The following is a 25,166-nucleotide window of genomic DNA, read 5'->3' as shown; positions in this document are numbered from 1 at the left end:
ACGCCTCAAAATTCGACCAGCCCTTCGTCGACAAACATTTTGTGATCGCTGCTGTCAGCGTCGTCTTTCCGTGGTCTATGTGTCCTATCGTTCCCACGTTAAGATGGGGCTTCGCTCTTTCAAACTTCTCTTTTGCCATTTCTTCTCAGGCCTCCCTGCGTATATAGAATCTCTGCCCTTTCGGGCTCTGTATTCCATGTTTAATACTCAACTGTAAATCGTACTGAACAAATTTTATCATACGAGTCAAGAATATCCATATCTCTGCACATAAAAAGACTCGGAAGAGATTTTACCATACGAGTCAAGAATATCCACATCTCTATACATAAAAAGACTCGGAAGGGAATTCCTCCCGAGTCTGACTTTCAAAAAAGAATTTAATGCACAAACTTGAACCCAAAAGCTTTTGATTACAAGTTGGCAAACTTAAGATCGAGAAAATATAAATTCACATTAATCCTCCCATTCACCTCCTCCTTTTCCCATTTTACTGAAGCAATATAACAATCCTCCGATAATTACAACCGCCATAAAAATCGCTGAAAAGATCGCAGTACCAGTCATATTACTTCCCCTCCTTCTCGATCTCTATTTTTGATTTCATATTTTGTAAAATAAAACTAACGATGAGCACGACAGCTATAAGAATCCAAATGAAATTAGCCCATACTCCATACCCTCCGTAGGGTTTTTTTAAATCCTGCATAAAACCTCCATAAATCACAACAAAAAGAAGACCAGCAGGAACAACATACTTGATGAGCACATCCATCCACGGTCCAACTTTGATATCAGATGTAGCATTGACGTGCTTTCGCAACTTATCAGCACCAAAGACCCATCCAACAACAAGCGAGGCAATAGCTCCACCCAAGAGGAGCGTATAGAAAGCGACAGTTCTATCTATAATGTCCAGCCAATACAGTCCTCCACCTGTACAATAAAGGAGTCCTACTAAAAAACATACGAGACAGCCCCAGAAAACCACTTTTTCACGTTTCCAGCCAAATTTATCAATTAATGGAACCATGAAACCACCATATGCCAAAAAGTAAGCGGAACTCAAGCCTATAATCCAGAACATAAGGAAAAACAAAACTCCAGTGAGCGTGTTCAAGGCGGGCATCAGAGAAACGCCAACAGGATATGTTACAAAAGCCAATCCTATTCCAGAAATCGTAACATCTTGCAAAGGAACTCCCAAAGCCTGCATAATATATCCTACTGTACTGAAGACTGCAAAACCGGCAAGAAAGGCAAAACCTGAATCTGCAAGACCTGTAATAATTGCGTTATTTGTAATATCACCTTTTTTTGCTATAAACCGGCCATAAGCATACATACCGGCCATTCCCAAAGACATGGTAAATGCAATCTGGCTAAAGGCCGCAAACCAAACATCTGGCCCTTTAAGAACAGACCAATCGATATCCAGATAATAGTTAAGTCCGTCAACAGCACCTATAAGAGTTACGCTTCTGGCTATGATTGCAAATATAAGGATCCACGCTAATGTCATCACGACTTCTGACACCTTGCCTATAATTTCAGCACCACGTCGAATAACAAAATAAATCACAATCCATGTAAAAGCCAAAGACAAAACGATCTGCCACCGCATACCACCGAGAACTCCTGGCCCATCGGTGATTTGAAGAACTTGTTCAAAGAAGTAAGGACCTGCCCCTTCTGCTCCTGCCGGGCCAACTCCCCAAGCAAGAGTCATTGAACTGAACATGTAAATCAAGGTCCATGCCATAATGACACAATAGTATGAGTCAATCAAAAAGGCTGATACAGCGGGAAACCAGCCCACCCACTCCCATTTTTTGCCAATGTTTGAAAAAACCTCGGGAGCTCCCTTCTGAAAATAATGCCCCATAGCAAATTCTGTAACGAGCCAAGGAATACCAATGGCAAAGAGGCCTATAACATACGCCACCAAGAAGGCTGCCCCACCATAGTTGTAACACATGTAAGGGAAACGCCAGACGTTCCCAAGCCCGATAGCGGATCCGATAGCCGCAAATATCAAATGACGCCGTTTTAAAAACTTTTCACGCCCAACTTCCACCATTTATCTCCCTCCTTTAAAAATTACCACGCCCCTACCTTCGAGCCTTCACGCTCGTTCTACGAATTAACATAAGCAAGGCTCCTATAAGAAGCCTAGCTACGTGCAACGCATATTTATGTTCACATGGGCTTTATGAAAATAGAAAGATCGCGGATGGGGAACAAAAATAAATGGAGGCTTTAAGAACCTAAAAAATGCGATTTAGGTTTCATGATAGCAATAGAAAAATTACTACCTTTTACTTAAAATGTTACTAGGAAGCAGAGCCCTTGTTGTACTATATTAATAGTAAAGCATATTGAATATAAAGTAAAGAGTACGAATTGTTTTACTCTAAGCTATAGAAAGAAGCACAAAAAAAGGATCCCTGAAAACGTCAGGAATCCTTCCTAATCCATGGAGCCGACTTCCGGACTCGAACCGGAGACCCCATCCTTACCATGGATGTGCTCTACCTGCTGAGCTAAGTCGGCTTTTCACATATAAATGGTGGTGGGAGTAGGGTTCGAACCTACGTAGGCGAACGCCGGCAGATTTACAGTCTGCAGCCTTTGACCACTCGGCCATCCCACCACATTTTTAACTATTTACTGGAGCCGGCGCCCAGACTCGAACTGGGGACCTGCTGATTACAAGTCAGCTGCTCTACCAACTGAGCTACACCGGCTCGCCGCTGGTATATTATAGCGGGAGAAAATAATCTGTCAACACTTTTTGTCAACTCTTATTCTCAACGGAATATCATTCTACAGTACTTTTTCTGCTTCTGCAACAAAAGCTTTTATTCCAGCCTGATGTATATACGGTTCCTCAGCCAATTGCGCTAAACGTTCGTGTAAAAGGGCTACATCACATTCTTCGCAAAAGACCATAAATGCCCACTCTTTTCCAGGGAAGATAGCATCCCCCCAATGAGTCTTTCCATTCTTTCGATCTTTACAAAGAACATCTTTCCACACAAAATAGCCGTCAAGCCCATTAGCGTCAAGAATTTCCATCAAATCTTCCGCTACGCTTTCATTGCAAAAAATCCAAAACATTTTCATGCTGTTTTCACCTGCCGCCCTTCTTCAAAACGCTTGGTTCGACGTAGTTTTTCTTCAAAAAGGCTGTAAATTACAGGAACAAGTACAAGCGTAACAATAGTCGATACAAGCAATCCTCCCATTACTGATATTGCCAAAGGCTGCCACAATTCAGCCCCTTGTCCACGGCTCACAGCCATAGGCAACATTCCAAAGAACGTTGTCAATGTTGTCATAAGAACAGGACGTAAACGGCGTTCTCCTGCCTCTAACAAAGCCTCGCGCAGTTTTAATCCTCTGGCACGAAGCAAGTTTATATAATCTACAAGAACTATGGCGTTATTGACGACTATTCCGATTAGCATAATGACCCCCAACAACCCCTGTAACGAGAGATACGTCCCCGTTAAAAGATAGGCAAAAGCAACACCCGTCAAAGCAAATGGTATGCTGAACATAATAATAAAGGGGTCAAGATATGCTTCATATTGCCCGGCCATGACCATGTAAACAAGAAGAACTCCCAAGAGGACAAGATATCCCATCTGCCTGAATGCATCGGCTTGTTCTTCCACTTCTCCGCCAAAGTTGATACGCACACCATGTGGAATCTCTACATTACGTATCATATCTCGCGCATCTTGTGTAACCTCACCTAATGACCGACCATGAACATTCGCCTCTACGATAATATACCGTTGCTTATTCTTTCGCTGTATTTCAGGCGGCCCTACGGTATCATCAAGACTGGCTATAGAGGAGAGACGAATAAGCTTTCCCGTAACACTTGGAACCATAAGACGATCAAGAATATCTCTGGAATCCCGCTGCTCATTGTTTAGGCGAATTCGAATAGGGTAGTCATCGTCACCTTCCCAATAACTTTCATTTGTCTCATATCCATAGTAGTAGGTTCGCAACGTTTGAGCTACAGCAGCAGTGCTGACTCCGGAAAGAGCGGCTTTTTCACGGTCTAATTCAACCCATACTTCTGGCCTGTTTTGTTTCTGGCTCAACGTTATATCGACAGCCCCTGGGATTTGAGCCAAGCTATCTTTTATTCGTGTTGCTGTGCTTAAAACTTCGCTCAGATTATCTCCATAAACTTCAATGTTTAGCGGTTTAGATCCTAAAAACATAGCTTTTATTGGAGATGTAACAATTACTGTCATTTTTTCAATTCCTGGTTTAGCTCTGAGCCATGAGCGCAATTCATTGGCTACGACAAAAGCGCTTCGATTTCTTTCTTTTTTAGGAACAAGCTTTATTCCCACTGTTCCTATATTGGGACCAGCTTCCTGACCTACGGCGACAGCATACCCCTTCTCATCTTTTCCATCGTAAGCATAAATGTTTGTTGCCTCGGGAATTGTCTCTTTGGCGTGCGCCATAATATCGTTCAAGAGAGCTGTCGTTTTTTCGAGTCGCGTTCCTTCAGGCAAGACAAAAGTAATTGAAATATCTCCCGTATCAGGTTCAGGAGTAAGCTCAGTTCCTATATAGCGGAATCCCCAAAAGGTCAAAACTAAAAGTAAAATGGCTACGGATACAACTTTTTTCCGATTATTTAAACTCCACGAAAGAATATTACGATACGTTTTTTCAAGCCAGACAAGACACCGTTCTGTAAATTTATGTATTCGAAATTGATCCTCTTCTCGTTTAAAAAAGCGGCTTCCCATCATAGGGATAAAAGAGAGACTTACGAAAAGAGACGCAACAACTGCTAAAACCATAACGATAGTAAGAGCAGAGAAGAATACACCAACAAGGCCAGAGATAAAGGCCAGAGGTAACAAAACAACAGCTGTTGTAAGGGTAGATGCAACAAGTGCAGATTGAACTTCTCTCGCTCCCAAAACGCTCGCAACAGACCGGCGCTCACCTAATTCAAGGTGATAAACAATTTGGTCAGTAGCAACAATAGAATTGTCAACTACCATTCCGCTGGCAACTGCAAGGGCCGATAAAGTGAAGATATTGATTGTATAGTCAAGCCATCCCATAACAATAAAAGTGATAATCAGTGAGAAGGGTATTGCCGAACAAATAATAAGTGAAGCAGGCAACCGTTTTAAAAAGGCCCAAGTCACTATAAACACCAAAAGAATTCCTACAAATAGTGACGATCCCAAATTCTTAATGGAATCCTGTATAAAATCAGCAGTATTGAGTCCCACGTAATATTGAACGTCAGAGGGAAACTCCCGAGCTTTCATTTCCTCCATTTTGGCCAATACCGAACGACTGACTTCCACTGTATTTGCGTCACTGTTTTTTAAAACGATAAGTATGACAGATCGTTGACCATCATGGAAACCTTCAATTTCTGTTTCTTTAAGGCCATCGACTATTGTCGCTACATCTTGTAAGTAAACAGGCCGCCCCCGTATAACACCAACAATAACTTTTTTAAGTTCATCTACAGATTTAAATCGTCCAGGAACACGAAGATAATACTCTACCTGATCTTCTTTCATTGATCCTGCTGGGATATTGATGTTTTCACTTTCAATAGCCTTGATTATTGTTTGAGTAGACAGCCCTAAAGCTTCGATTTTGTTTATATCGAGCTGAACTTGTATTTCTCGACGATCTCCTCCATAAATAAGAACCTCTCCCACTCCTGGAATCCGTGAAAGCGTTTCCGCTACTGTATTATCTGCGAAATGATAGAGACCCTGAAATGAGCTTCCCGCTGTAAGCGACATACTCAATACGGGAACTGTACCTGTCGTAATTCTCAAAATTATCGGCTCTTCTGCATCGTCAGGAAGGTCTCGTTTTGCAAAATTAACAGCGTCACGTATATCCCCTACTTTTACATCAAGATCTTCTCCCCATTTAAACTTTACAGAGACGACAGAGAGATTATCCTGAGACTTAGAAAAAATTGTATCTACGCCTTCTATAATAGAAACCTGATTTTCTACAATTTTGCTTACTCGTTGTTCCACATCGCTTGCGGAAGCCCCTGGCCATGTTGTCAATATATTGATAACAGGGGGTTCAATTTCAGGCAATAAGTCTACTTTCAGAGTTGTAAATACCAACCCCCCCAAAAGTAATACTGCCAGAAAAACCATTAGTGTCGTAATTCGGCGTTTTACAGAAAATTCTGGTAACGTCATTTATGAACCACCTCAATAGCAACGCCTTCTGAAACTTTTTCTGACCTAGTCAAAATAACTTCGTCAGAAGAGGAAAGGCCATCAAGAATCTCAATCATTCCTTTTGACTCGTCCCCTAATGTTACATAACGCAATTCAGCCGTATCCTCTTTTGTTCGCACATAACATATGGATTGCCCAGTTCCAGCCATTTGTCCCACAGCTTCAAGAGGAAGGGCTAAACCTTCATGCGTTTCCAATTCAATAACTGTGCGGGCAAACATCCCCGGTTTTAATATTGAAAGGGAATCAAGCAACACCTCAACTTTTCCAGTTCGTGTCGCTGCATCAAGGGTTGGTGAAATTCGAGAGACAGAAGCCTCAAATTGCCTCCCCGGAAAAGCATCCAGCTGCAAAGAAGCTTTTTGACCAACTCGAACTCGAGGGTATACCTTTTCTGGAACGGAACCTACTGCCTTGACTTTCATATTCTTGGCTATCATGAAAGCAGGCGTTGACGACGTCGTATCGCCGGGATCTAGATTCCTTGCGGTGATAACTCCTGAAATAGGCGCTTCTATTTTGTGATAGCTTTTTAAAATTTTGAGTTGTTCAAGAGCTGCTTGAGCTTCTTTTACCTGTTTTTTAGATGTTTTGTACTCACCATCTATATGCTCAAAATGTTGCCTGCTAATAACTTCTTCTTTATAAAGTGCTGAGAAACGTTCAAAATCGTTTTTTACTGTCCGATAATAAATTTTAGCTTTCGATAGCGTCGCTGCCGCCTGATTAATCTGCTCACTTATCAAGCTCTCATCAAGTTCAGCCAGAATCGTACCCGCTTTAACTATGTCGCCTTCATTGACAAATACTCTTAAAACAGTTTTACTGGGAACCTTACACACTACAGCGGCTTCTTCCTCTGGTTCTAAAGTTGCTGCAAAATGAAGCTTTTCAGTAAAAAGCTTTGTTTCGGGAGAAACCGTTTCTACTTTAATTCGCTCTCGTTCAATAGGCTGTTGCTCTAGCTGATGTTGTTGATAAGCACGAAAACCTATGAGCCCAAGAAAAAGAATGACAATACTGAAGAGCAATAACACTTTTTTCATCGAAACCACTCCTATTCCCTATTCTCCGCAACCATATGGTTAGAACCAATTGAGTATAAAAGCTCAGATTCAGATGTATATGTGTCATATACAGCATCAACAAGTTGGGTTCGTGCGTTAGTTAACGCAACTCTGGCATCAAGCACATCAATGTTTGTTCCAACCTGTGCTCCATACCGCTTCAACGCCATTCGGTAGTCTTCTTCTGCACTTTCTACTTGCTTCTGAGCTACATTGATACGTTGCATCGCTGACTCAAGATTTAACTTTGCAACTGAAACTTCAAGACAAATTTGCTTTTTAAAATCTTCTGCTCTGTAAAGAAATTCATCAGCAGCAGCTCGTGCTTCTTTAGCTTTCGACTTACTCGCTCCTCCATCAAAGAAGGTCCACAAAGCTGTAACAGATATTTTCCAATCATCTTTTTCACTTGGGAAAAAGGTATCGTCTACAACGTAACTTTCAGCTTGCAACACTACCTGAGGACGTCCTTCTGCTGATGCCGCCTGAGCCAAAGCAAGAGAAGATTTAAGAGCATAGTCTAGAGCTTTCAGTTCAGCTCTTTGTTGTAGTGCTACATCTAGTGGTTTCTCTGGAATATATACATTTTTTACACTCTCTTCAGGAGTTGAAAGAACATATTTTTCTCGAAGAGAAGAACCAACGGCCCTTTCTAGAGCATTCCATGCCACATCTACAGCATTAACAGCACGAATGCGGTTTAATTCTGCTTCTGAAACATCCACGTCAACTCTGAGAAGCTCGTTCTTAGCCACTACTCCATGTTTATAAAAAGACTCGACTTGTTTTAAGTGCTCTTGTGATAAGTCCCAAACATCTTCAGCTATAACCAATTTAGCTCTGGCTCTTTGTAAATTATATAAAGCCTTTAAAACATTATTTTGTACTGTTTGAGAAACTCTGGTCTCTTGAGCCTTGGCTCCCTCAAAGGCAAGCTTTTGACTCCGTATCGAATTCTCAACTCCTCCGCTGCTATAAAGCAAGTAGTTGAGAGAAATAGCAGCTCTGTATGTTTTTTCAAAACCGGCAACAGCTCTACCTGTAGGAGCCGGAATGCCATTCAAATAGACGGGATACCAAGGAGCTTCTTTTTCTTGTTGATATGTTATAGATGTTGATAACTGTGGAAGCTGTGAAGCTTTTATTCCCTCAAAACGAGCTTGTGCTTGTTTTACCCTTTCTGCCTCGGCAGCTAACACAGGATTATTTTTTTGAGCTAGTTCTAACACTAGAGATTCAGTGAGGACTTGAGGACTTTGCGCCCAAAGCTTTCTCTCGCATGAAAGGACCAGAACAAAAATAGCCACCACTAAAATAAAAAAAGAAAATATTCTGTTATGGCGCATATGACGCCCCTCCCTTAAGAATACGCAAAACAATAAATTTCCAAGAACGTTTAGCTTCTTCGGCAGAGTATATTGTTCCCAAATTGACTAGTACTCCCGAAAGAAAGCTTTCAAAGAGCCGAATTAACTCCTTCACAGTTAATTCACCTGCTCCATTTTTAAGCTTGGGATACATTCGTATAAGGGTTGATTCAAGCTCTTCTACCAAAGAAGCGCTAATTGACTTATTGAGCTCCAGAATTTCCTTATTTCCCCTTATGGATTCAAGAGCCATATGAACGCTGAACATACGCCAAATTTTATCGTTCATCATTGCATCAAAAAGCTGTTCACCCCTCCGAATAAAGAGTCCATCACGTTCTTCTGGTTCTTCAGCTTCAGATGGGAGCATAATACCCCTAATCCGTTCTACCTCCTGTTTTAACACCTCTCTGTAAAGGTCAAGTTTCCCCGGGAAATGCCAATATAAGGCTCCCTTACTCAACCCGGCTTCTCTTACTATGACATCAATACTCGTTCCGTAAAAACCTTTTTCTGCAAAATGTTTACGAGCTATATCTAATATATGCGTTCGTGTATCTTGTGCGTTATCTTTCACGGATTCACCTCCCGACCGTTTAGTATGTTATGATATATACAACATACCGAACGGTCTGTCAATATTAAGCATATAAAAAAAGGGGTGCTTTATAAAGCACCCCCTATTAACATTTTCTCTGATTTTCACGAAAGGGATAAAATATTTTTTGCTATTTCAAAATAGACGATTAGCCCAAATACATCGACGATAGTTGTAATAAAGGGACCAGACATAATGGCAGGGTCGATACGCACCATTCGGGCTATAAAAGGTAAGAGTGTTCCAGCAAGATTTCCAAGTAAAACTACGGCAACAATAGCAAAAGCTACAGTTAAGGCTACGCCATATCCTGTATGAAGCATATATGCCCGAACTAAGCCTAAAACAGCTAAAGCTGCGCCTAATAAGATTCCTGTTAGGGCTTCTCTACAAATAACTTTTCCTATATCTTTCCATTCAATATCACCAAGGGTAAGACCTCTTATTACGAGAGTGGAGGCCTGCGTTCCAGCATTTCCACCTGTACCAATAAGCAAAGGGATAAAAAAGGTTAAAGCAACGACACTTTGCAAAGCAAAAGAATATCGTTTTAAAACAACAGATGTCATTGCCTCCGTTAATATACAAATGAAAAGCCACATAAAACGTTTTTTAGCCAACGTAAAGATACTCGCATCAAGATAATTCTCTTCTACAGGCTGAATACCAGCCATACGTTCAAAGTCTTCCGTTGCCTCTTCCTCAATAATATCGAGAATATCGTCAAAGGTAATAATACCGACAAGGCGCTTCTCATTATCGACTATAGGGATAGCCTGTAAGTCATATTTCGACATTATCTGAGCAACTTCCTCCTGGTCGGTTGTTGTTGTTGCATATATAGGGTCGTCCATAAGGGCTGCCACTGTAGTATGAGGTTCAGCCATTATGAGCGTTTCTAAATCGACAACCCCTTTCAGGTATCGCTGGGTATCAACAACAAAACATGTATAAATAGTCTCTTTACTTCGTGCTTGCTTACGGATTCTCTCAATAGCCTGCTCTGTCGTCATTTCTTCCTTTAAATCTATATATTCAGGAGTCATTATTCGTCCGGCAGAGCTCGCTGGATAGTTCAAAAGCATATTAGCAACCTTACGTTCATCTGAAGAAAGACGTAATAACAATCTTTTAACAGTCTTTGCAGGTAACTCATCAAAAAGAGCTGTTCTGTCATCATCAGACATTTCTTCCATAATCTCTGATACTTCCGCATCAGTGAAATGGTTCAGCATTTCTTCTATTTCAGTGCTATCCATAAACTCAAACACGTCAATAGCCTGATCTTTTGCCAGCAACCTGAAAAGAAAGACCCTTTCTACAGGAGGTTTTTCTCCCAAAATTTCAGCAACATCAGCTGGCTCAATAGTGCTTAGAAGCTCTTTTAAGCTTTTAAATTTTTTGCTAAGGAATAATTTATCGATGCTCTCGAGGAATTTGTGGTGCAAATTATCCACTGGCATCTCCCCCTTTGTTCCTATATTTTTTTAAAGGGTGAGAAACAGGTCACACCCGACGGGCGCCGGGCGCTATCAAACCTGCAATGAGGGATAATAGAACGAACTCGACGCCTGTTAGTTCATGAGAAACCTTATAAAACTACACGATAAAGGGACTATACCGCTATCCATGTTACACCTCTTTTAAAAGAACATACGGGGCATTGCATATGAAAACACCCCGTATGTTTTTCTTTTCGTAAAGTAATTAACGTTTGGAGAACTGTCGCAGTCCTCGGGCACCCTTCTGACCGAATTTCTTTCTTTCGACCATACGAGGATCTCGGGTAAGATACCCTGCCTTTTTAAGAACGGGACGAAGTTCTGGATTTAGCTTAAGAAGGGCTCTGGCAATACCAAGGCAAACCGCTCCGGCCTGGCCGGTAAGACCGCCTCCATTAGCCCTGACAAAAACATTGACTTTTCCTTCTACGCCAGCAGTTTTTAAAGGAGCTAAAGCATGTACCTGCCATACGTCGCGGGGGAAATAGTCTTCAACTGTTCTTTCATTAATTTTTATAGTTCCATCGCCCGGGCAAACTCTCACGCGAGCAATAGCATTTTTACGTCTTCCTGTACCCCAAAAATAGGAAGGAGTTGGCATTCTTTTTCCTCCTTTCTTATATTAAATGTCAAGAGTAACTGGCTGTTGTGCTTCGTGAGGATGATTGGCTCCCGCATAGACCTTAAGTTTCCGCTGGAAATTAAGGCGTGTCTTGGAAGGAAGCATCCCTTTCACAACAAGCTCGACAAGTCGCTCTGGTCTTTTCGCCATGATTTCACCGTAGGTCTGGCTTTTAATTCCGCCAGGATATCCTGTGTGGTGATATCTTTTAGCATTCATCAGCTTATTACCAGTCAACTTTACTTTATCCGCATTGATAACAATCACGAAATCTCCACAATCAACATGTGGGGTATAGGTCGCTTTATGTTTCCCCATCAGTATTCTAGCTATTTTGACAGCTAGTCTTCCCAATGGTTTATCGGTGGCATCTACTACATACCACTCACGCGCAACTTTGTCGCGAGTAGCCATGTAGGTACGATTGCTCGCCATGCTCATTTCCTCCTTTATACTTCAATTCAAATATATAGGGAAAAGCCCCAAAGGACACTCATAGACACGAAACTGTTTCTTTATAGTCGCATCTGGGAATGGTGGCAGCACTCCCACTAAAAGGAAACGTTTCTATATTCTAGAAGCATCCGTAGAACTTACTTATTTTACACGTTTTAGCTTAGAATTTTCAATAATCCCTGGCAATCTTCCTCGTTTTGCTATAGGAATTCCATCGATAACCTTCAAATCCATGGTCATATCTCGAGGAGTTCCATGAGCAATATAACTTCCAACGCCAAAAGAATCAACACCCGCTTCAGAAAGAATTCTAATTCGCTCTGGATTAAGGCCGCCTGAAGCAATAATTTTCACATGTGAAAATCCTGCTATATCTAAACGATACCGAACTTCTTTTACAAGCTCAGGTGTTACTCCGCCTCGTTCGCCGGGGGTATCGAGACGAACTCCAAAAAGACGGTCTCCGAGAGCACGAGCTACACGAAGCGACTCTTCAGCTTCATCTTTAAATGTATCGATAAGAACGATCCTCGGTTCCCCTTCCGGAACCTCTTGGTCATAATACTTGGCTAATTCAACGGTGTCTCCCACAATAAGAACTGCAGCGTGAGGAACTGTTCCTGTCGGCTCATGCCCAGCTAATTTGGCTCCTAACATGCAACTCGCACCGGAACAACCACCAACAGCGACAGCCACTCTTTCCATTACTGGAGCAATAGCAGGATGGACGTGTCTTGCACCAAAGCAAAGAACCGGCCTTCCTTCCGCAGCTTCAACGCACTGACGGGCAGCCGTTGCCCACCCACTGGAACTTGCCAAAATTCCGAGAAGAACCGTTTCGTATAGACCGAACTCGGAATAAGCCCCGCTTATTCTCATAACAACTTCTTTAGGAGCGAAAGTATCTCCTTCTTGTAATGAAGAGACAGAAACGTTTTTACTCTGCAAAATTCGCATTGCCTCTGGAAGTCCTGCAAAAACACCATTACCACGAGCAAAAAACTCCGCTACAACCGGAGTATTATCTTTTCCAGCTCGATGGAGCACATCTTTTGTTTTCAAAAAATAGACATCGGAGGTCAATCCACTCAAAATTTCTTCGTGCGTTGCACTATAAAAGCGATCTGTATCGACCGTAATAGAAGAAAGATCGTCGAGGGAATTTAAGTTCCCGTTTTTGGTCATACCTATTCTCCTTTATTTTGTCATTATTACAAGTACAAGAGAAGTTAACATGAAAAGGCCGGTTAACACAACCGTTATTTTCGTCAAGCCACTCAAACGCTGCCACTGACTTCCACCCATATCCGACTGGGTTCCTCCTCCAAAGATGCCGGAGAATCCGCCTTCTTTACGCTGTTGAAGAAGAACTACTCCCATTAAGGCAATACTCAAAAGGATATGAACTATGCCAAGAAACATTCTCACTTACTACACCCCCTACACAATAAGGCACCCAAAATCCAAACAGTAGATTATTCTATCACATTTGTTGTTGAAGAATATGTATTAATTGATAAGAAGCTATAGCTCTATGTGAAATACGAGCTTTTATTTTATCAGGAAGATCGGCAAATGGACTATCAAACCCCTGAGGAATAAAGAGTGGATCGTAACCAAATCCACCTTCTCCTTGTTGTTCCTCTGCAATTTTTCCCCAACACTCGCCTTCCGTTATTATAGTATGCCCCTCTTCAGGAAAACAGAGAGCAAAAGCAGCTACATATTTTGCTGTTCGATCTTCTTTCCCTTCAAGAGATTGAAGAAGCCACTTATTCCTCGCCTCGCTGGAAGCAGCAACTCGAGCAGAAAAAATACCAGGTTTCCACTGCAGGGCGCGAACTTCAAGACCGCTATCGTCAGCTAAAGAAGGCATACCGCTTGCTTCCGCCCACGCCGCAGCTTTCAGATAAGCATTCCCCATATATGTCTGGTATGTTTCGTCCACATCAAGAGATAGACGTTCTGGACCAAAAACAAGATTTATCTGCAAGGGGGCAAGTAAAGCGACAACTTCTTCGTATTTATTACGATTACTGCTGGCAAAAAGAACAGATCTCACCAACACAAGCCTGTCGCTCCTCTTCCGTAATATCAAGAACTGCTACCTGATGCTGCATTATCGATTGAAGTCCTTCTTCTGCCAAGTCGAGCATTGCATTGAGTTCGTCTCTAGCAAAAATTCCCTGCTCACCTGTCCCTTGAATTTCTATAAGCTCTTTATTGCCATTCATTACAACATTACAATCGACTTCAGCTCTGCTGTCTTCCTCGTAACAAAGATCCAAACAAAGACCGTTTTGTATTTTGCCAACGCTGACAGCACCAATAAAAGATTTAAGCGGCAATGTATTTATTTTTTTATTTTCCCTTAAATATCTCAGGGCATCAAACAATGCAATAAAAGCTCCAGATATGGCAACGGTACGAGTTCCACCATCAGCTTGAATAACATCACAGTCTAGCCAGATCGTTCTTTCTCCCAAAAGAGAAAGATCAACTGCAGCACGTAAAGAACGCCCTATAAGACGCTGAATTTCTTGGCTTCTTCCGTTAATCGTTCCCTTAGTGGTGCTTCTCGTTGTTCTTTCAGCAGTAGCCCGAGGCAACATGGCATATTCTGCAGTAATCCACCCCTGGCCGCTCCCTTTCAAAAAGGATGGAATTTTTTCTTCAACAGAGGCTGTACAAATAACCTTAGTTTGGCCAAAACAGGCTAAAACTGACCCTTCGGCATAGCATGTGTATCCACGCTCAAAAGTTATTGGGCGCATGTCGTTGAACTTTCTACCATCACTTCGTACATAAATATTCTCCATAATAATGCGTTGATCCTTCCTTTTACGAACGAATTTCCCAAGGAACCGAAAGATTTACAGGCGCGCCGCTCTGAGGAACTTTCCCCTCTACGAGAAATCTCACTTTTGCAACTGGAGAGAAACTCTCTTTCACCGTCTGCACGATCCCCGTTATAAGCAGAGTACTTGTCTGCTCCCCTAGAGCATTAAGTGAAGCCATAAAGGCATTATTTACATTAAGATATGCCGTATCTCCATTTCTAAAAACATGTTGAACGCTCACTCCGCGCAATGGATCGCCGCACTCTTCAAAAAGTTTCGCAATAAGACGCTTCATGTCATCTTCCATAATGCTTGAAACTACAACTGCATCTTTTTTAACGATATTTCCGTCTATAGGAATATAGATAGGAAAGGTTACCTTTCTTCCTACAGTTGAGTCTGCTGCCAAAAATTCCGAAAGCTCCTGCTGATTCTCAACAACATCACTCTGGTTTACCAAATTTTTCTTATTCAAAAGATCCAACGTAAAAGATGTTCCCCAATAACCCACTCCAAAAAACAAAAAGACAATAGCAACCCACGCTATGATACGAAAGACCATGGGAGCTTTATGTGTCGATGTCTCTTCTGCATACCTCCGCCCACGCTTAGAACGAGGCTTTGTCTTTGATAACTCCGCTTGTCTATCTAAATTACGACGAATTTGCAAATCATCTTCAAAATCGTCAGAAAAACGATCTTCTTTACGAACCATGTTGTATAGCGCTAACGCGCCACACACCTCCTCTCACATCTCCTATTTTATCGGCCTCCATTGAAGTAGGCCTCTACCCCTCGCGCAATAGCTTCGGCAAACTGTCTTTGAAAAGACGTAGAAGCAAGCTTTTTCGCTTCACTTCGTTCAGTAATAAAACCTGTTTCTATGAGCACTGCCGGCATCGAAGCACCACGCAAAACAAAAAATGGGGCCTGAGCAACTCGTCTCATATTTAAACGATTATTTTTTCCTGCTTTAAATAGATATTCCGCTACGTCAGTACTATCACTAATTTTAGCGTTTTGCTGCATATTTCCAAGAATATTCAAAAGCATTTTTGTCTTTTTATCAACTTGTGCTGAACTCTCACTACCATTATCGCCTGTCAACTCTCGGTTTTCAATTAAAGCCAACTGCATTGCGTCTTTATCTGTAGGCAAAGCCATAATGTATATTTCCGTGCCAGTCGCATGCCTTCCTTTAGGTAAAGCATTGGCATGAATACTGATAAACATATCAGCTTCCCAATTATTCGCCAACTCAGTACGCTCTCTCAACTTTAGATAAATATCTGTGCTTCGAGTCAAACGCACATCAAAACCTCGTTTTTTAATACTCTCCGCTAATAATTTCGAAAACTGAAGGTTTAAATTCTTTTCTCTCAAGCCGTTTGAAACGGCGCCAGGATCTTTCCCCCCATGACCAGGGTCAACAACAATGAGAGGTTTTTTTGATTTCTTCTGAGGTGGCACAGCAACACGTTGAGGAACAGAAACATTCTGAGATTCAGGAATATTCCCGCCAGGTGCTGTTATTTCCAGAATTTCTTTCTGTTTTTCGGGGAATATGTCAACCACCAATCGCGTCGGATTAGGAAGGGTAAAGATGTTCATTTTCCCGCCCTGAACGGAATGCAAGGATACTATATATTTCCCATTTAAAGTATTCATTTTGACAGATACATCTTGAGGATACGGAGAAGAAAGATCGTTTTGAGAAAGACTCGAACCAGAGAAAACAATAGAAACCGACGTATCTACCTCTTTTGATTCAGGTTCGGCCACACCCAAATAGTCAAAAACTACCCTAATTTTTTCTTCATAACGTCCCCATCTCAGCGACTTTAGCTCACATGTCGGTTGCTGAACCGGTTGCTGAATCGCTGGCTTAATTTCTTCTTGAAGAGGTTGAAGCTCTTCTATAACAACAGGAATATCAGAAGCCCCCATCCACGATAGCGTAGATTTATCCCCCGCTGCCTGATATAAAGATTGAAGAATTTTCATGGCAGATCGAGAATCAAGCCACCAATGTCCATTTTCCAAAACGGGTGCTGAGGCTGTCGGTAGAAGCTGAACATTCAACCATACTGCTGTAGCTTTATGAACAAGTTGTAACTTATTGTTTTTGTAATAAATCAAAAGTGTATCTTCTTTTTGCTCCAAATCAAGCTGTAGAAGTCTCACCATAGTCCCAATAGAAACCATGGTCAATCTGCCTTGTTCTTTTATTGGAACGTCTCCAAGGACACGACCGTTAAGAGCCAAATTCCATCCCGTCGAAGACATCGCCGAATCGGAAATAAAAACAAGTGCTGTTATAAGAAAAATAAATATAAATATAAATTTTTTACAAACCTGCCGCTGTAACATTATCGATCACCATCGTACATCCCCCAATATCGCCAAAAAAGGAAAGATCGCCCCCTACTAAAACGATACGATTCAACAAATCAAGTAAATTCCCAGCTATTGTCATTCCTGCAATAGGACGATCAAGGAGGCCTTCAAAGAGACGTACTCCTTTTATTCCAAGGGAAAAATCCCCACTTACAGGATTAACTGTATGAAGTCCAAGAAGCTCTGTTACATAAAGTCCATTCTGAACAGAATGGAAAATTTCCTCAGGTGAGAGCGTCCCCGGTTCCATATAAAGATTGGAAATATCCACATCAGGAAGAGAGGAGAAACTTCTTGCCCCATTTCCTGTAGAACGTACCCCATCTTTTCGAGCATATTTAAGGTTATAGAGAAAAGCTTCCACTATACCTTCTTTCATCACAACCGTTTTCTGACAAGGAACGCCCTCTCCATCGAAAGGAGAGGTTCCAAGTTTCCGTGGCATAAGACCATCATCTATGAGAGAAAGAAGAGGGCTGGCAACTTTTTTCCCGAGTTGCCCTTTGTAAAGGGAACGATTTTTATGGACGTTTGAAGCACAAAAAAGATCCCCAATGACAGAAAGCAGTGATGATGAAACCTCTGGAGAAAAAATCAAAGTATATTTTTTAGTAGGGAGAGGCGTTCCCCCCAATGTATAGGCTGTCTGTTTCACAGCCTTTTCCGCTATCTTTTGAAGAGAACAATCTTCAAGAAAACGAAACTCTTCCCCAAAACCCCCCATCTCCATATGTTCGCCGTCGCTCATAACAAGGCTAACACCAGCAGCAAGAGCCGTTCCTTCATACCATCCATATATACCTGCAGAGGACATATAAAAAGTATCCCCTTGCCCATCGGCCCATGAAGCACTTCGTACAGAAACAACCCGAGAGTCCTTTTCTCTTACATAACGAGTCATTTCATTACACCACTCCATACGCTGTTCTGGTGTGATTGACTGAACAGCATCATCTTTGAGCTCTAATTCTTCCGAATAGGAGGGGGCGTCTTCATAAAGAACAACCCACGGATCGGGTTCAACCAGAGAACAATTGTGCAAGCTCCAATCGACAAGTTGCTGTAACGCCACTTTATTTATGGCATTAACATGTGCTACACCCTGACGACCTTCCCCATCAAGAACGCGCAGTCCAATACCTGTAATACAGCCTGAATTATTCTGCTCCGGTTTCCCATCACGAAGAGATAAGGAAGAATTACATCCTGAATAATAGAGGACATCGGCCCCAGACGCTCCTTTTTTTGTTGCTTCGTCTATTAGAAATTCTGAACAGTGAACTATCTCATCATACCAAGGGACAACCATTCTATTGTCTAACCTCTTCGACTATAATATCTGCGGCCGCCACGGCTTGTTCCCTAGAAACATCAAGATGAGTTACAAGACGTATACGCCGCTCTCCCATTGCCGTAAAAAATACGCCTCTCTTTGAGCAACGATCTATCAACATATCTGCGGTAAGATCACCTTCAGGTAAAGAGAAGAAGATCATGTTTGTCCGCTTACCATTATTCTCTACAGCTATGCCTGCTGCTTCAAGTATCTGAGCAACAAGACTGGCATTATCATGGTCTTCTTTCAAATGTTCAATATTATGTTCTAAAGCGTAGAGGCCAGCTGCTGCAATAACTCCAGCCTGCCGCATTCCTCCACCTACACGTTTCCTCCAATGGCGCGCTCTTTCTATAAAATTGCGAGAGCCGCAAATAATACTCCCAACAGGAGCCCCAAGCCCCTTTGATAAGCAAAGCTGCACAGAATCAACGAGAGTTGTATAAGCAGAAACATTTGTTTCCCACGCTGTAGCAGCATTGAAAAGCCGTGCGCCATCTAAATGAATGGATAGCCCGAGTTCTCGAGCCTTGCAAGCTGTTTGGGCAAAGACGTCAGGAGAAAGAGCTATTCCACCACATTTATTGTGAGTGTTTTCAAGACAAAGAAGCTTGGCAGGAGCAAAATGAACGTTGAGAGGAAGACATTTCTCTTGAACAGCCTCCGGGCTCGGAATCCCCACAGAGTCATCTACAAGCATAGGAAATAATCCGCCGAGAACGGATAGACCGCCACCTTCGTAATTATTGATATGAGAATAGGTCCCAAGAATGACACCATCTCCTCGATTGCCGTGAGTCAGAAGAGAAACAAGGTTCCCCATAGTTCCAGAGACTGCAAATAAAGCCGCCTCTTTTCCTGTTAGTTGGGCAGCCTTTTCTTCTAGTTTTATGACTGTGGGATCTTCTCCATAGACGTCATCTCCTACTTCAGATTCATACATTGCTCGACGCATGGCTTCACTAGGTTTTGTCACTGTGTCACTTTTTAGATCGATGGGAAAGTGCATCTCTATTCTCCTCCTTACATCATTTAGACTCTTTCGTTAACCTTATCACGTTATACTACCATTTATCTACAGGGATATACCTAAACGCGCCCAAGGTAAGAAATCAGTCTTTACACGAATCCCCATTGACACACTGGGTCTATTCGTTCCGTGAAAATCTGAACCTGCCGTAGTAAAGAGATCCATCTCTTTTGCAATACGAAGATACTGAAATATTTGTTGTGAAGAATGGCTGGGGGAAAGACACTCTATTCCCCATAAACCTAAAGATTTTAATTGTTTCAAAATATCGACAAGAACACCATAATCATCTGTCGTTTGGGCAGGATGAGCTAAAACAGCCACTCCATCCGCTTTTTGTATAACATCAATACAAACTTCAGGGGAAAGACGATAGCGAGGAACGTATGCAGAAGCATCGTGGCCAAGATATCTGTCAAAGGCCTGCCACATATTCTGAACATATCCTTTTTTAATGAGGACTCTTGCAATATGCGGACGCGCTACTACATCTCCGTTGGCTTCTGCTCTTACTTCTTCGATAGAAACAGACATCCCCAGTTTCTGAAGCTTTTCACATATTTTTATGTTTCTTTCGTCTCGTCCTTCTCGCAAATCTTTCATATGTTTTTGGAAGAGAGGAGATTCAACGTTAATCCTATATCCAAGAATATGCATAACGCCATTAAACTCTGCTGAAAGCTCTACTCCCGAAACTCCACGCACTCCCAATTTATTGCAAGCTGTTAAAAATTCATTTACACCTTCCGTGGTGTCATGATCTGTTAAACTCATGACAGACAATCCTCGCCTTTTTCCTCTGACCACAAGATCCCGAGGAGCAAGAGTTCCATCGGAACTGGTACTATGAAGATGTAAATCAATGAAAATCATCTTGCTAGCCTGCGATTTCCGAGTCTAGCTCATCAGCAAGAATAACATCAAGATCAAAAAGCGTAACGAGATCAAGAAGCACGACAAGCCGTCCGCCTTCTTGTTTTATAACTCCCAAAAGATATTTCTTTTCCATAGAGGTATCCAGTTGAATATTCTGTTCTATCTGAGAGTCAAAGACAGTACATACTTCGCGAACTGAATCGACTAAAATACCAAATTGAATATCATTCCATGAAACTACAACGATTCGAGAATCTTCAGTCAAAGCTTTTTCTTCCATCCCCAACTTCAATTCCATATCAAATACTGGGACGATCGTGCCACGAAGATTTATTACTCCACGAATGTAATCTGGAGCGTTAGGAACGCGTGTAATTACTGGCGGGACTCGAACAATTTCCTTCACTTCATTTACGTTCAGAGCAAATTCTTCCTTGCCAAGAGAAAAGACAAGAATGATTTGCTCTTCTCCTCTATCTTCCTGAGCTACATTTTCAATATTCTGCGTCTGAGATACATCCATTTTAGGTACTCCTCCTTGTGGAATCCTTATCTACCACTGTTCATGATGCAAAAGAACGCCATCTAACGTAATGATCCGTATATCATGCTCTTCGATTAGAGCTATGCTTGCCGGATCTCGCCCGCGGGGTAAAGAAGCCCCTCCCGGATTTAAAAACCACGTTTTCCCTTCTCTGACAAGTGAACCTACATGAGTATGACCAGATATGACAAGATCTGCTTTTGCATTTAATGCTAAATGTCGTAGTTGAGAGAAATGAGAGCCGTGGTTTAAGAGTATAAGTTTGCCGGCCCACCATATTGTCACGTAAGGAGAAAGTATAGGCCACTTCAGCCACTCCTGATCCCGAGAAAAATCACCGTTGCCTTTTGCAATAAGAACGGGAACAGAAGAAGCATTCATCATATCGGCCAGTCCAGTATCAACTCCACTTTTTAAAACATCTCCTGCGTGAAGAATGGCCTCCACATCACCCCATATATTCAAAGCCTTCTCCCATGCATCTGCGTGACCATGTGTATCGGCAATAACACCAAGACGACGAGACATCCTTTCTCTCACCTCCTCATAGAATCGACAATGGAAAGAACGTCACGTAAAAGGGCAAAAGCTGCTGATCGACGGCCAGCACCAGCACCTTCTATACATATCTCCCCCATTGTATCAGTCGAGATAACTGCACCATTTGTTACGCCATAAAGAGTAACGAGAGGATGATTGGCCGGTAAGGCCGCTGGGGCTACTTCTATGTAAACGTTCTGGCCTTTCCTTTCTATTCTTGAAAGGAGACGCACCACTCCACCTTTAGTTCTTGTCCTGTTAAGCATTTCAGGAGTAACTTCACGAATTCCTTTTACATGTATTTTATCTTTTGTAAGCATGGGAGAGCCCATAAGTGCTTGAGCTACAATCATTGCCTTATAAGCAGAGTCCCAACCATCAATATCTATACTGGGATCAGCTTCTGCATATCCTCGCCTTTGCGCATCAAGCAGTGCATCATCAAGAGTGCTTCCCTGACGCATTTGCTCAAGAATATAATTACATGTTCCATTCAAAACTCCTTCAAAAGACAGAACTTGAGTTGCAGGCAATCCATGTCGGACTAAAGAAAAGAGAGGGGTTCCACACATAACAGTTCCCTCAAAAAGGAAATGAGCTTTATTAACCTGAGCCAGTTTTGATAAAGGGTGATACCAAAGAGCTACTGGAGATTTGTTACATGTAACAACTGATTTTCCTCGCAAGAAGGCTCTCTCGATAAAAGAACGAGCCGGCTCTCCTGTTTCCAAACTTGAAGATGTTGTATCTATGAGAACATCATATTCTCCGTTACAAAGTAACTCTTCAAGAGAAACAGAATCACGATTTTCCTTAGCGTACAGTATCTTACCATCGATACGCCCTGTCTCTTCTTCTGCCTTAAAAACCTCATTAATATCAAGTCCTCGCGGGGAATATATATTTCCTCTTCTTCGCGTAGCTATTCCGTTAATTTGCACTGAACTTTTAAATTGAGAAAAAATTTCTTCTTTTTTTCGTATCAGTAGAGAACAAAACTCACGCCCAACGTTGCCAAAACCAAGAAGAAGAATAGATAATTTCATACAAACTCCTCCAACGCATAATCATTACAGTGCTTCAGCTTGGATAATGTTTTATTTTATCACTTTAGGTAGTGCTTCGTCTTATGTCTATTCATGTTGTATTATTTCTAAATAGAAAATAGAATAGTTCTATATCATACGGAGGGAGTTCTTATCTATGAGCGAACACATTTCTCAGGAATCCGTTTTAAAGGAACTTAAAAATCTCGTGGAGTCTTCTTCTCTTGTAACAGCCAGATTAATAGAAGCAGTCTCACTTAACTCCCAGCTTGCATCCTCTTCCACCCCCGAAATGCAGGATCTCTTTCATCAGTGGATCAACTATATTGCTGGAGAAATTCTAAACATCGCCAATAAAAATGAAACTGTCAACGTAAAAGAAGTGGCAGAGAGTATTGGCGTGTGCGAAACGACAATTCTTTCTCTGCTTCTCTACCTTGAAAGAAATGGATCAATAATTGTTGAAAACGTCACAGTAAAAAAAGGAAAGGGTGAAAATCAGGAATTGTGCCACTGCCTCCGTTCATAAAAAATAATGAGGTGATAGTATGGCAACAGATTTACAACTCTTGTCAAAAAAGGCTCGCAGAAGAGCGGCTCTCGCTGAGGCAGGGTTAGAAAAATCAGCCTCTTTTGATGTCTTATATAGTAATATGAGTTATATTTTTTCTGACATTCTCAATGAACAACAACTTTCAGAAACTTGCGATACATGCATCCAATATGAGATAAATACTCTTTTTGTTCCACTTCTTGCTGTTCCTTATGTGTCCAAGCGTTTTTCAAAAGAAAAAATAAAGGTGGGAGCTATTATAGACTACCCCTTAGCAGGGCTCCCTCCATCGTTAAAACAAGACGCCATACTTTGGGCGGCAAAAAATGGGGCAGATGTAATTGTTGTCCTCATAAGATCTGACGTCATGCATCAGAACAGTGATCATAACGAACTACGTCAAGCGCTTATCTCATACAGAAACGTTTTACCTTTTGATTTCCCCCTCTATTTTGCTTTTAATTCGTATATTTTATCTGAGGAGGAAATCATCACTTTTGCCAGATATTCAGAAATCGCTCGCGCCTCTGGCATCATTTGTATCAAGTACACGAGACAACAACATATTTTACAGAATATAGCTCTTTTACGCTCTGCTTCTCCCGACACAATGAGTGTGGGATTTTTAGGAAATAGCAAATCCTGGCAAGAGATAGAAACATTAAATGCTGCCGGAGCTGATATGGTCATTACATGTTGTCAACCTGATCTTTTTCGATATCCTTCTCATTTTAAATTTTAAAATTTAAATAATGGGGGCATGGTAATGAATAGCAATTCATCAAGCTATATAAAGCGACTTTCTATTCCACCAATTATTTCTATACTAATTATCCTCATTTTCATTACAACTCGAAATTCCTCTTCGAAAATACAACTCACTCCCTTATTTTCTATTCTCTTACTTTGTTATATTGCCAGCTGTATTTACTATTTTTTTTCGAGTAAGTGGGGACAAAATCACGAAGTTTTGGGGTATCAATTTTTTTCGCAAGGGCTCATCATTGCGGTATTCGGATCTATACTTGGTCAGCATTTCCTAGTTTCATGGCTAGGTGTAACTTTAACCATGGTAGGTCTTATCCTTATGGGAAATAGCTTTTATTCCCATATTTCTTTCCACTTTCAGTGTAAAAACGCTACTGAAAGCATAGAAAATAGTGCCTATCAACCTATAGATATACTCTCTTGCGAGCATTCTCTCGAAATTTTTCCCTTTCCAGCTCTTATTGAAAAAGATGAGGAGAGTTTTCCCAATGGGAAAATGGAAGAACTAATTTCCCTTGATTCAATAGAATCCCCTTTCTCCGCCTTTATAAAAAAACAAAAAAATTCAGATGGTGTTATAACGCTGCCTTCTGGAGAATGGAAGGTTATTGAACATTCAAAAGAAGATATGAAAGCCCTTTTTTTAATACCACATATGAGTAACGAAAAAGAAAATGCAACAAAAACTCTGGGAATATACGATGAGACGGGGCTTTACACAAAGGAATATGCTGTAATTCGAGGGACACAAGAATTAGAAAGATCGTATAGATATCGCCGCTGGCTTTCAGGGCTTCTTATAAATTACTCCATCTCTGACTCTAATAACCTCATAGACGAAAACAAGCATACTCAACTTTTTGAAAAATTTAGTTCCCATCTTATTAAGAATCTACGACATACGGATCTCATATTCCTAATCGAAAATAATGAAATACTTGTTATGCTACCAGAAACGCCGCGTGACGGATTAAAAACCATAAGCAGCCGTATAGAAGATATGGCTTCAATACTTATAGAAAATGATAACAGTATCAGTCACTTATCAACTTGTTGCAAAATCAATTTACGAATAGGAAGTGTTTTTGTAAGTGGGAATGAAAAGATAACATATAAAGATTTTATAGCTGCACTGAAAAGATCAATTAAAAAACAAAACGAAGAAAGCATTTAACTCAAATTGTTTCATGCCAGAGAAACCAAAGGAATTATCATAGGAAATTATAGTAAGGAAGGATGAGGGTATAAAAAAAGATCTCTGGCGGCGACCTACTCTCCCACAGATAGCCTCTGCAGTACCATCGGCGCTGGAGGGCTTAACTTCCGGGTTCGGCATGGAACCGGGT

Annotated in this window: 25 protein-coding genes, 3 tRNA genes and 1 rRNA gene; 3 read left to right on the top strand and 26 right to left on the bottom strand. The window is 41.4% G+C overall.

What is annotated here, in order from left to right; genetic code table 11:
• From VB083_RS11475 to VB083_RS11355, 25 genes are all read right to left on the bottom strand, one after another.
• A partial coding sequence (locus VB083_RS11475; protein WP_323401817.1) for a GTP-binding protein occupies window positions 1-139 on the bottom strand: 139 nt, incomplete at its 3' end.
• Window positions 140-568: 429 nt separating this feature from the next.
• Window positions 569-2,080 carry a sodium-dependent transporter gene (locus tag VB083_RS11470; RefSeq protein ID WP_323402071.1) on the bottom strand — a complete coding sequence of 504 codons (1,512 nt, stop codon included), beginning with the start codon at window positions 2,078-2,080 and terminating at the stop codon, window positions 569-571.
• A gap of 397 nt (window positions 2,081-2,477) precedes the next feature.
• A tRNA-Thr gene (locus VB083_RS11465) sits at window positions 2,478-2,553 on the bottom strand.
• Window positions 2,554-2,567: 14 nt separating this feature from the next.
• Window positions 2,568-2,653: transfer RNA gene (locus VB083_RS11460), tRNA-Tyr, on the bottom strand.
• Between the two features lie 18 nt (window positions 2,654-2,671).
• Window positions 2,672-2,747, bottom strand: a tRNA-Thr gene (locus VB083_RS11455).
• 79 nt (window positions 2,748-2,826) lie between these two features.
• Complete coding sequence (locus VB083_RS11450) at window positions 2,827-3,126, bottom strand: PG0541 family transporter-associated protein (protein ID WP_213692156.1); 300 nt, start codon at window positions 3,124-3,126, stop codon at window positions 2,827-2,829.
• Entirely contained in the window at window positions 3,123-6,236 is a 3,114-nt protein-coding gene (locus tag VB083_RS11445; protein ID WP_323402070.1) for an efflux RND transporter permease subunit, read from the bottom strand. Before VB083_RS11445 ends, VB083_RS11450 begins: the two co-directional genes overlap by 4 nt.
• The gene (locus VB083_RS11440) at window positions 6,233-7,324 is read right to left on the bottom strand and encodes an efflux RND transporter periplasmic adaptor subunit (RefSeq protein WP_213692158.1); all 1,092 of its coding nucleotides are present in this window, start codon (window positions 7,322-7,324) and stop codon (window positions 6,233-6,235) included. Before VB083_RS11440 ends, VB083_RS11445 begins: the two co-directional genes overlap by 4 nt.
• A gap of 11 nt (window positions 7,325-7,335) precedes the next feature.
• Window positions 7,336-8,691: a TolC family protein gene (locus tag VB083_RS11435; RefSeq protein WP_213692159.1), complete on the bottom strand. Its 1,356-nt coding sequence runs from the start codon at window positions 8,689-8,691 to the stop codon at window positions 7,336-7,338.
• Window positions 8,681-9,289 carry a TetR/AcrR family transcriptional regulator gene (locus VB083_RS11430; protein ID WP_323402069.1) on the bottom strand — a complete coding sequence of 203 codons (609 nt, stop codon included), beginning with the start codon at window positions 9,287-9,289 and terminating at the stop codon, window positions 8,681-8,683. Before VB083_RS11430 ends, VB083_RS11435 begins: the two co-directional genes overlap by 11 nt.
• 125 nt (window positions 9,290-9,414) lie before the next feature.
• Entirely contained in the window at window positions 9,415-10,773 is a 1,359-nt protein-coding gene (mgtE, locus tag VB083_RS11425) for a magnesium transporter (RefSeq protein ID WP_213691739.1), read from the bottom strand.
• Between the two features lie 244 nt (window positions 10,774-11,017).
• Entirely contained in the window at window positions 11,018-11,413 is a 396-nt protein-coding gene (gene rpsI / locus VB083_RS11420; protein ID WP_213691738.1) for a 30S ribosomal protein S9, read from the bottom strand.
• Window positions 11,414-11,434: 21 nt separating this feature from the next.
• Window positions 11,435-11,869 carry a 50S ribosomal protein L13 gene (rplM, locus tag VB083_RS11415; protein WP_213691737.1) on the bottom strand — a complete coding sequence of 145 codons (435 nt, stop codon included), beginning with the start codon at window positions 11,867-11,869 and terminating at the stop codon, window positions 11,435-11,437.
• Window positions 11,870-12,031: 162 nt separating this feature from the next.
• Window positions 12,032-13,075, bottom strand: a complete 1,044-nt coding sequence (locus VB083_RS11410; RefSeq protein WP_213691736.1) for a nicotinate phosphoribosyltransferase — start codon at window positions 13,073-13,075, stop codon at window positions 12,032-12,034.
• A gap of 12 nt (window positions 13,076-13,087) precedes the next feature.
• A complete protein-coding gene (gene secG, locus VB083_RS11405) occupies window positions 13,088-13,312 on the bottom strand; it encodes a preprotein translocase subunit SecG (RefSeq protein WP_213691741.1) in 225 nt (74 codons plus the stop codon).
• Window positions 13,313-13,373: 61 nt separating this feature from the next.
• Window positions 13,374-13,958, bottom strand: coding sequence for an RdgB/HAM1 family non-canonical purine NTP pyrophosphatase (gene rdgB, locus VB083_RS11400; protein ID WP_213691735.1), 585 nt, complete (start codon window positions 13,956-13,958; stop codon window positions 13,374-13,376).
• Window positions 13,924-14,709 (bottom strand): ribonuclease PH, encoded by a 786-nt coding sequence (gene rph / locus VB083_RS11395; protein ID WP_323402068.1) that lies wholly within the window; start codon window positions 14,707-14,709, stop codon window positions 13,924-13,926. The genes rdgB and rph overlap by 35 nt, the downstream gene beginning before the upstream one ends.
• A gap of 22 nt (window positions 14,710-14,731) precedes the next feature.
• Window positions 14,732-15,472 carry a GerMN domain-containing protein gene (locus VB083_RS11390; protein ID WP_213691733.1) on the bottom strand — a complete coding sequence of 247 codons (741 nt, stop codon included), beginning with the start codon at window positions 15,470-15,472 and terminating at the stop codon, window positions 14,732-14,734.
• A gap of 20 nt (window positions 15,473-15,492) precedes the next feature.
• On the bottom strand, window positions 15,493-17,100 hold the full coding sequence (locus tag VB083_RS11385) for an N-acetylmuramoyl-L-alanine amidase (RefSeq protein ID WP_323402067.1): 1,608 nt from the start codon (window positions 17,098-17,100) through the stop codon (window positions 15,493-15,495).
• Window positions 17,078-18,436, bottom strand: coding sequence for a TldD/PmbA family protein (locus tag VB083_RS11380; RefSeq protein ID WP_323402066.1), 1,359 nt, complete (start codon window positions 18,434-18,436; stop codon window positions 17,078-17,080). Before VB083_RS11380 ends, VB083_RS11385 begins: the two co-directional genes overlap by 23 nt.
• A gap of 1 nt (window position 18,437) precedes the next feature.
• Entirely contained in the window at window positions 18,438-19,472 is a 1,035-nt protein-coding gene (ltaE, locus tag VB083_RS11375; RefSeq protein ID WP_307879575.1) for a low-specificity L-threonine aldolase, read from the bottom strand.
• A gap of 66 nt (window positions 19,473-19,538) precedes the next feature.
• A complete protein-coding gene (locus tag VB083_RS11370; RefSeq protein WP_307879576.1) occupies window positions 19,539-20,366 on the bottom strand; it encodes a PHP domain-containing protein in 828 nt (275 codons plus the stop codon).
• Window positions 20,367-20,370: 4 nt separating this feature from the next.
• Entirely contained in the window at window positions 20,371-20,892 is a 522-nt protein-coding gene (locus VB083_RS11365; protein ID WP_213691728.1) for a chemotaxis protein CheW, read from the bottom strand.
• Window positions 20,893-20,922: 30 nt separating this feature from the next.
• Window positions 20,923-21,441, bottom strand: a complete 519-nt coding sequence (locus VB083_RS11360; RefSeq protein WP_213691727.1) for a YfcE family phosphodiesterase — start codon at window positions 21,439-21,441, stop codon at window positions 20,923-20,925.
• A gap of 8 nt (window positions 21,442-21,449) precedes the next feature.
• On the bottom strand, window positions 21,450-22,499 hold the full coding sequence (locus tag VB083_RS11355; RefSeq protein WP_213701469.1) for a homoserine dehydrogenase: 1,050 nt from the start codon (window positions 22,497-22,499) through the stop codon (window positions 21,450-21,452).
• Between the two features lie 157 nt (window positions 22,500-22,656).
• On the opposite strand from VB083_RS11355, the gene VB083_RS11350 reads away from it, so the two are divergent.
• From VB083_RS11350 to VB083_RS11340, 3 genes are read left to right on the top strand one after another with little or no spacing between them, the layout of a single operon-like run.
• On the top strand, window positions 22,657-23,028 hold the full coding sequence (locus tag VB083_RS11350) for a hypothetical protein (protein WP_213691725.1): 372 nt from the start codon (window positions 22,657-22,659) through the stop codon (window positions 23,026-23,028).
• A gap of 19 nt (window positions 23,029-23,047) precedes the next feature.
• On the top strand, window positions 23,048-23,794 hold the full coding sequence (locus VB083_RS11345; RefSeq protein WP_213691724.1) for a hypothetical protein: 747 nt from the start codon (window positions 23,048-23,050) through the stop codon (window positions 23,792-23,794).
• A 24-nt stretch (window positions 23,795-23,818) separates the two neighbouring features.
• Window positions 23,819-24,994, top strand: coding sequence for a hypothetical protein (locus tag VB083_RS11340; protein ID WP_323402065.1), 1,176 nt, complete (start codon window positions 23,819-23,821; stop codon window positions 24,992-24,994).
• Between the two features lie 82 nt (window positions 24,995-25,076).
• Here VB083_RS11340 and rrf read toward each other — a convergent pair.
• A 5S ribosomal RNA gene (gene rrf / locus VB083_RS11335) occupies window positions 25,077-25,166 on the bottom strand; the annotation flags it as partial.

This window comes from Aminobacterium sp. (genome assembly GCF_034926885.1).
In the GTDB taxonomy this organism is placed as follows: Bacteria; Synergistota; Synergistia; order Synergistales; family Aminobacteriaceae; genus Aminobacterium.
Note: the sequence above shows the minus strand (reverse complement) of the source record. Positions and strands in the feature narration are given on the sequence as shown.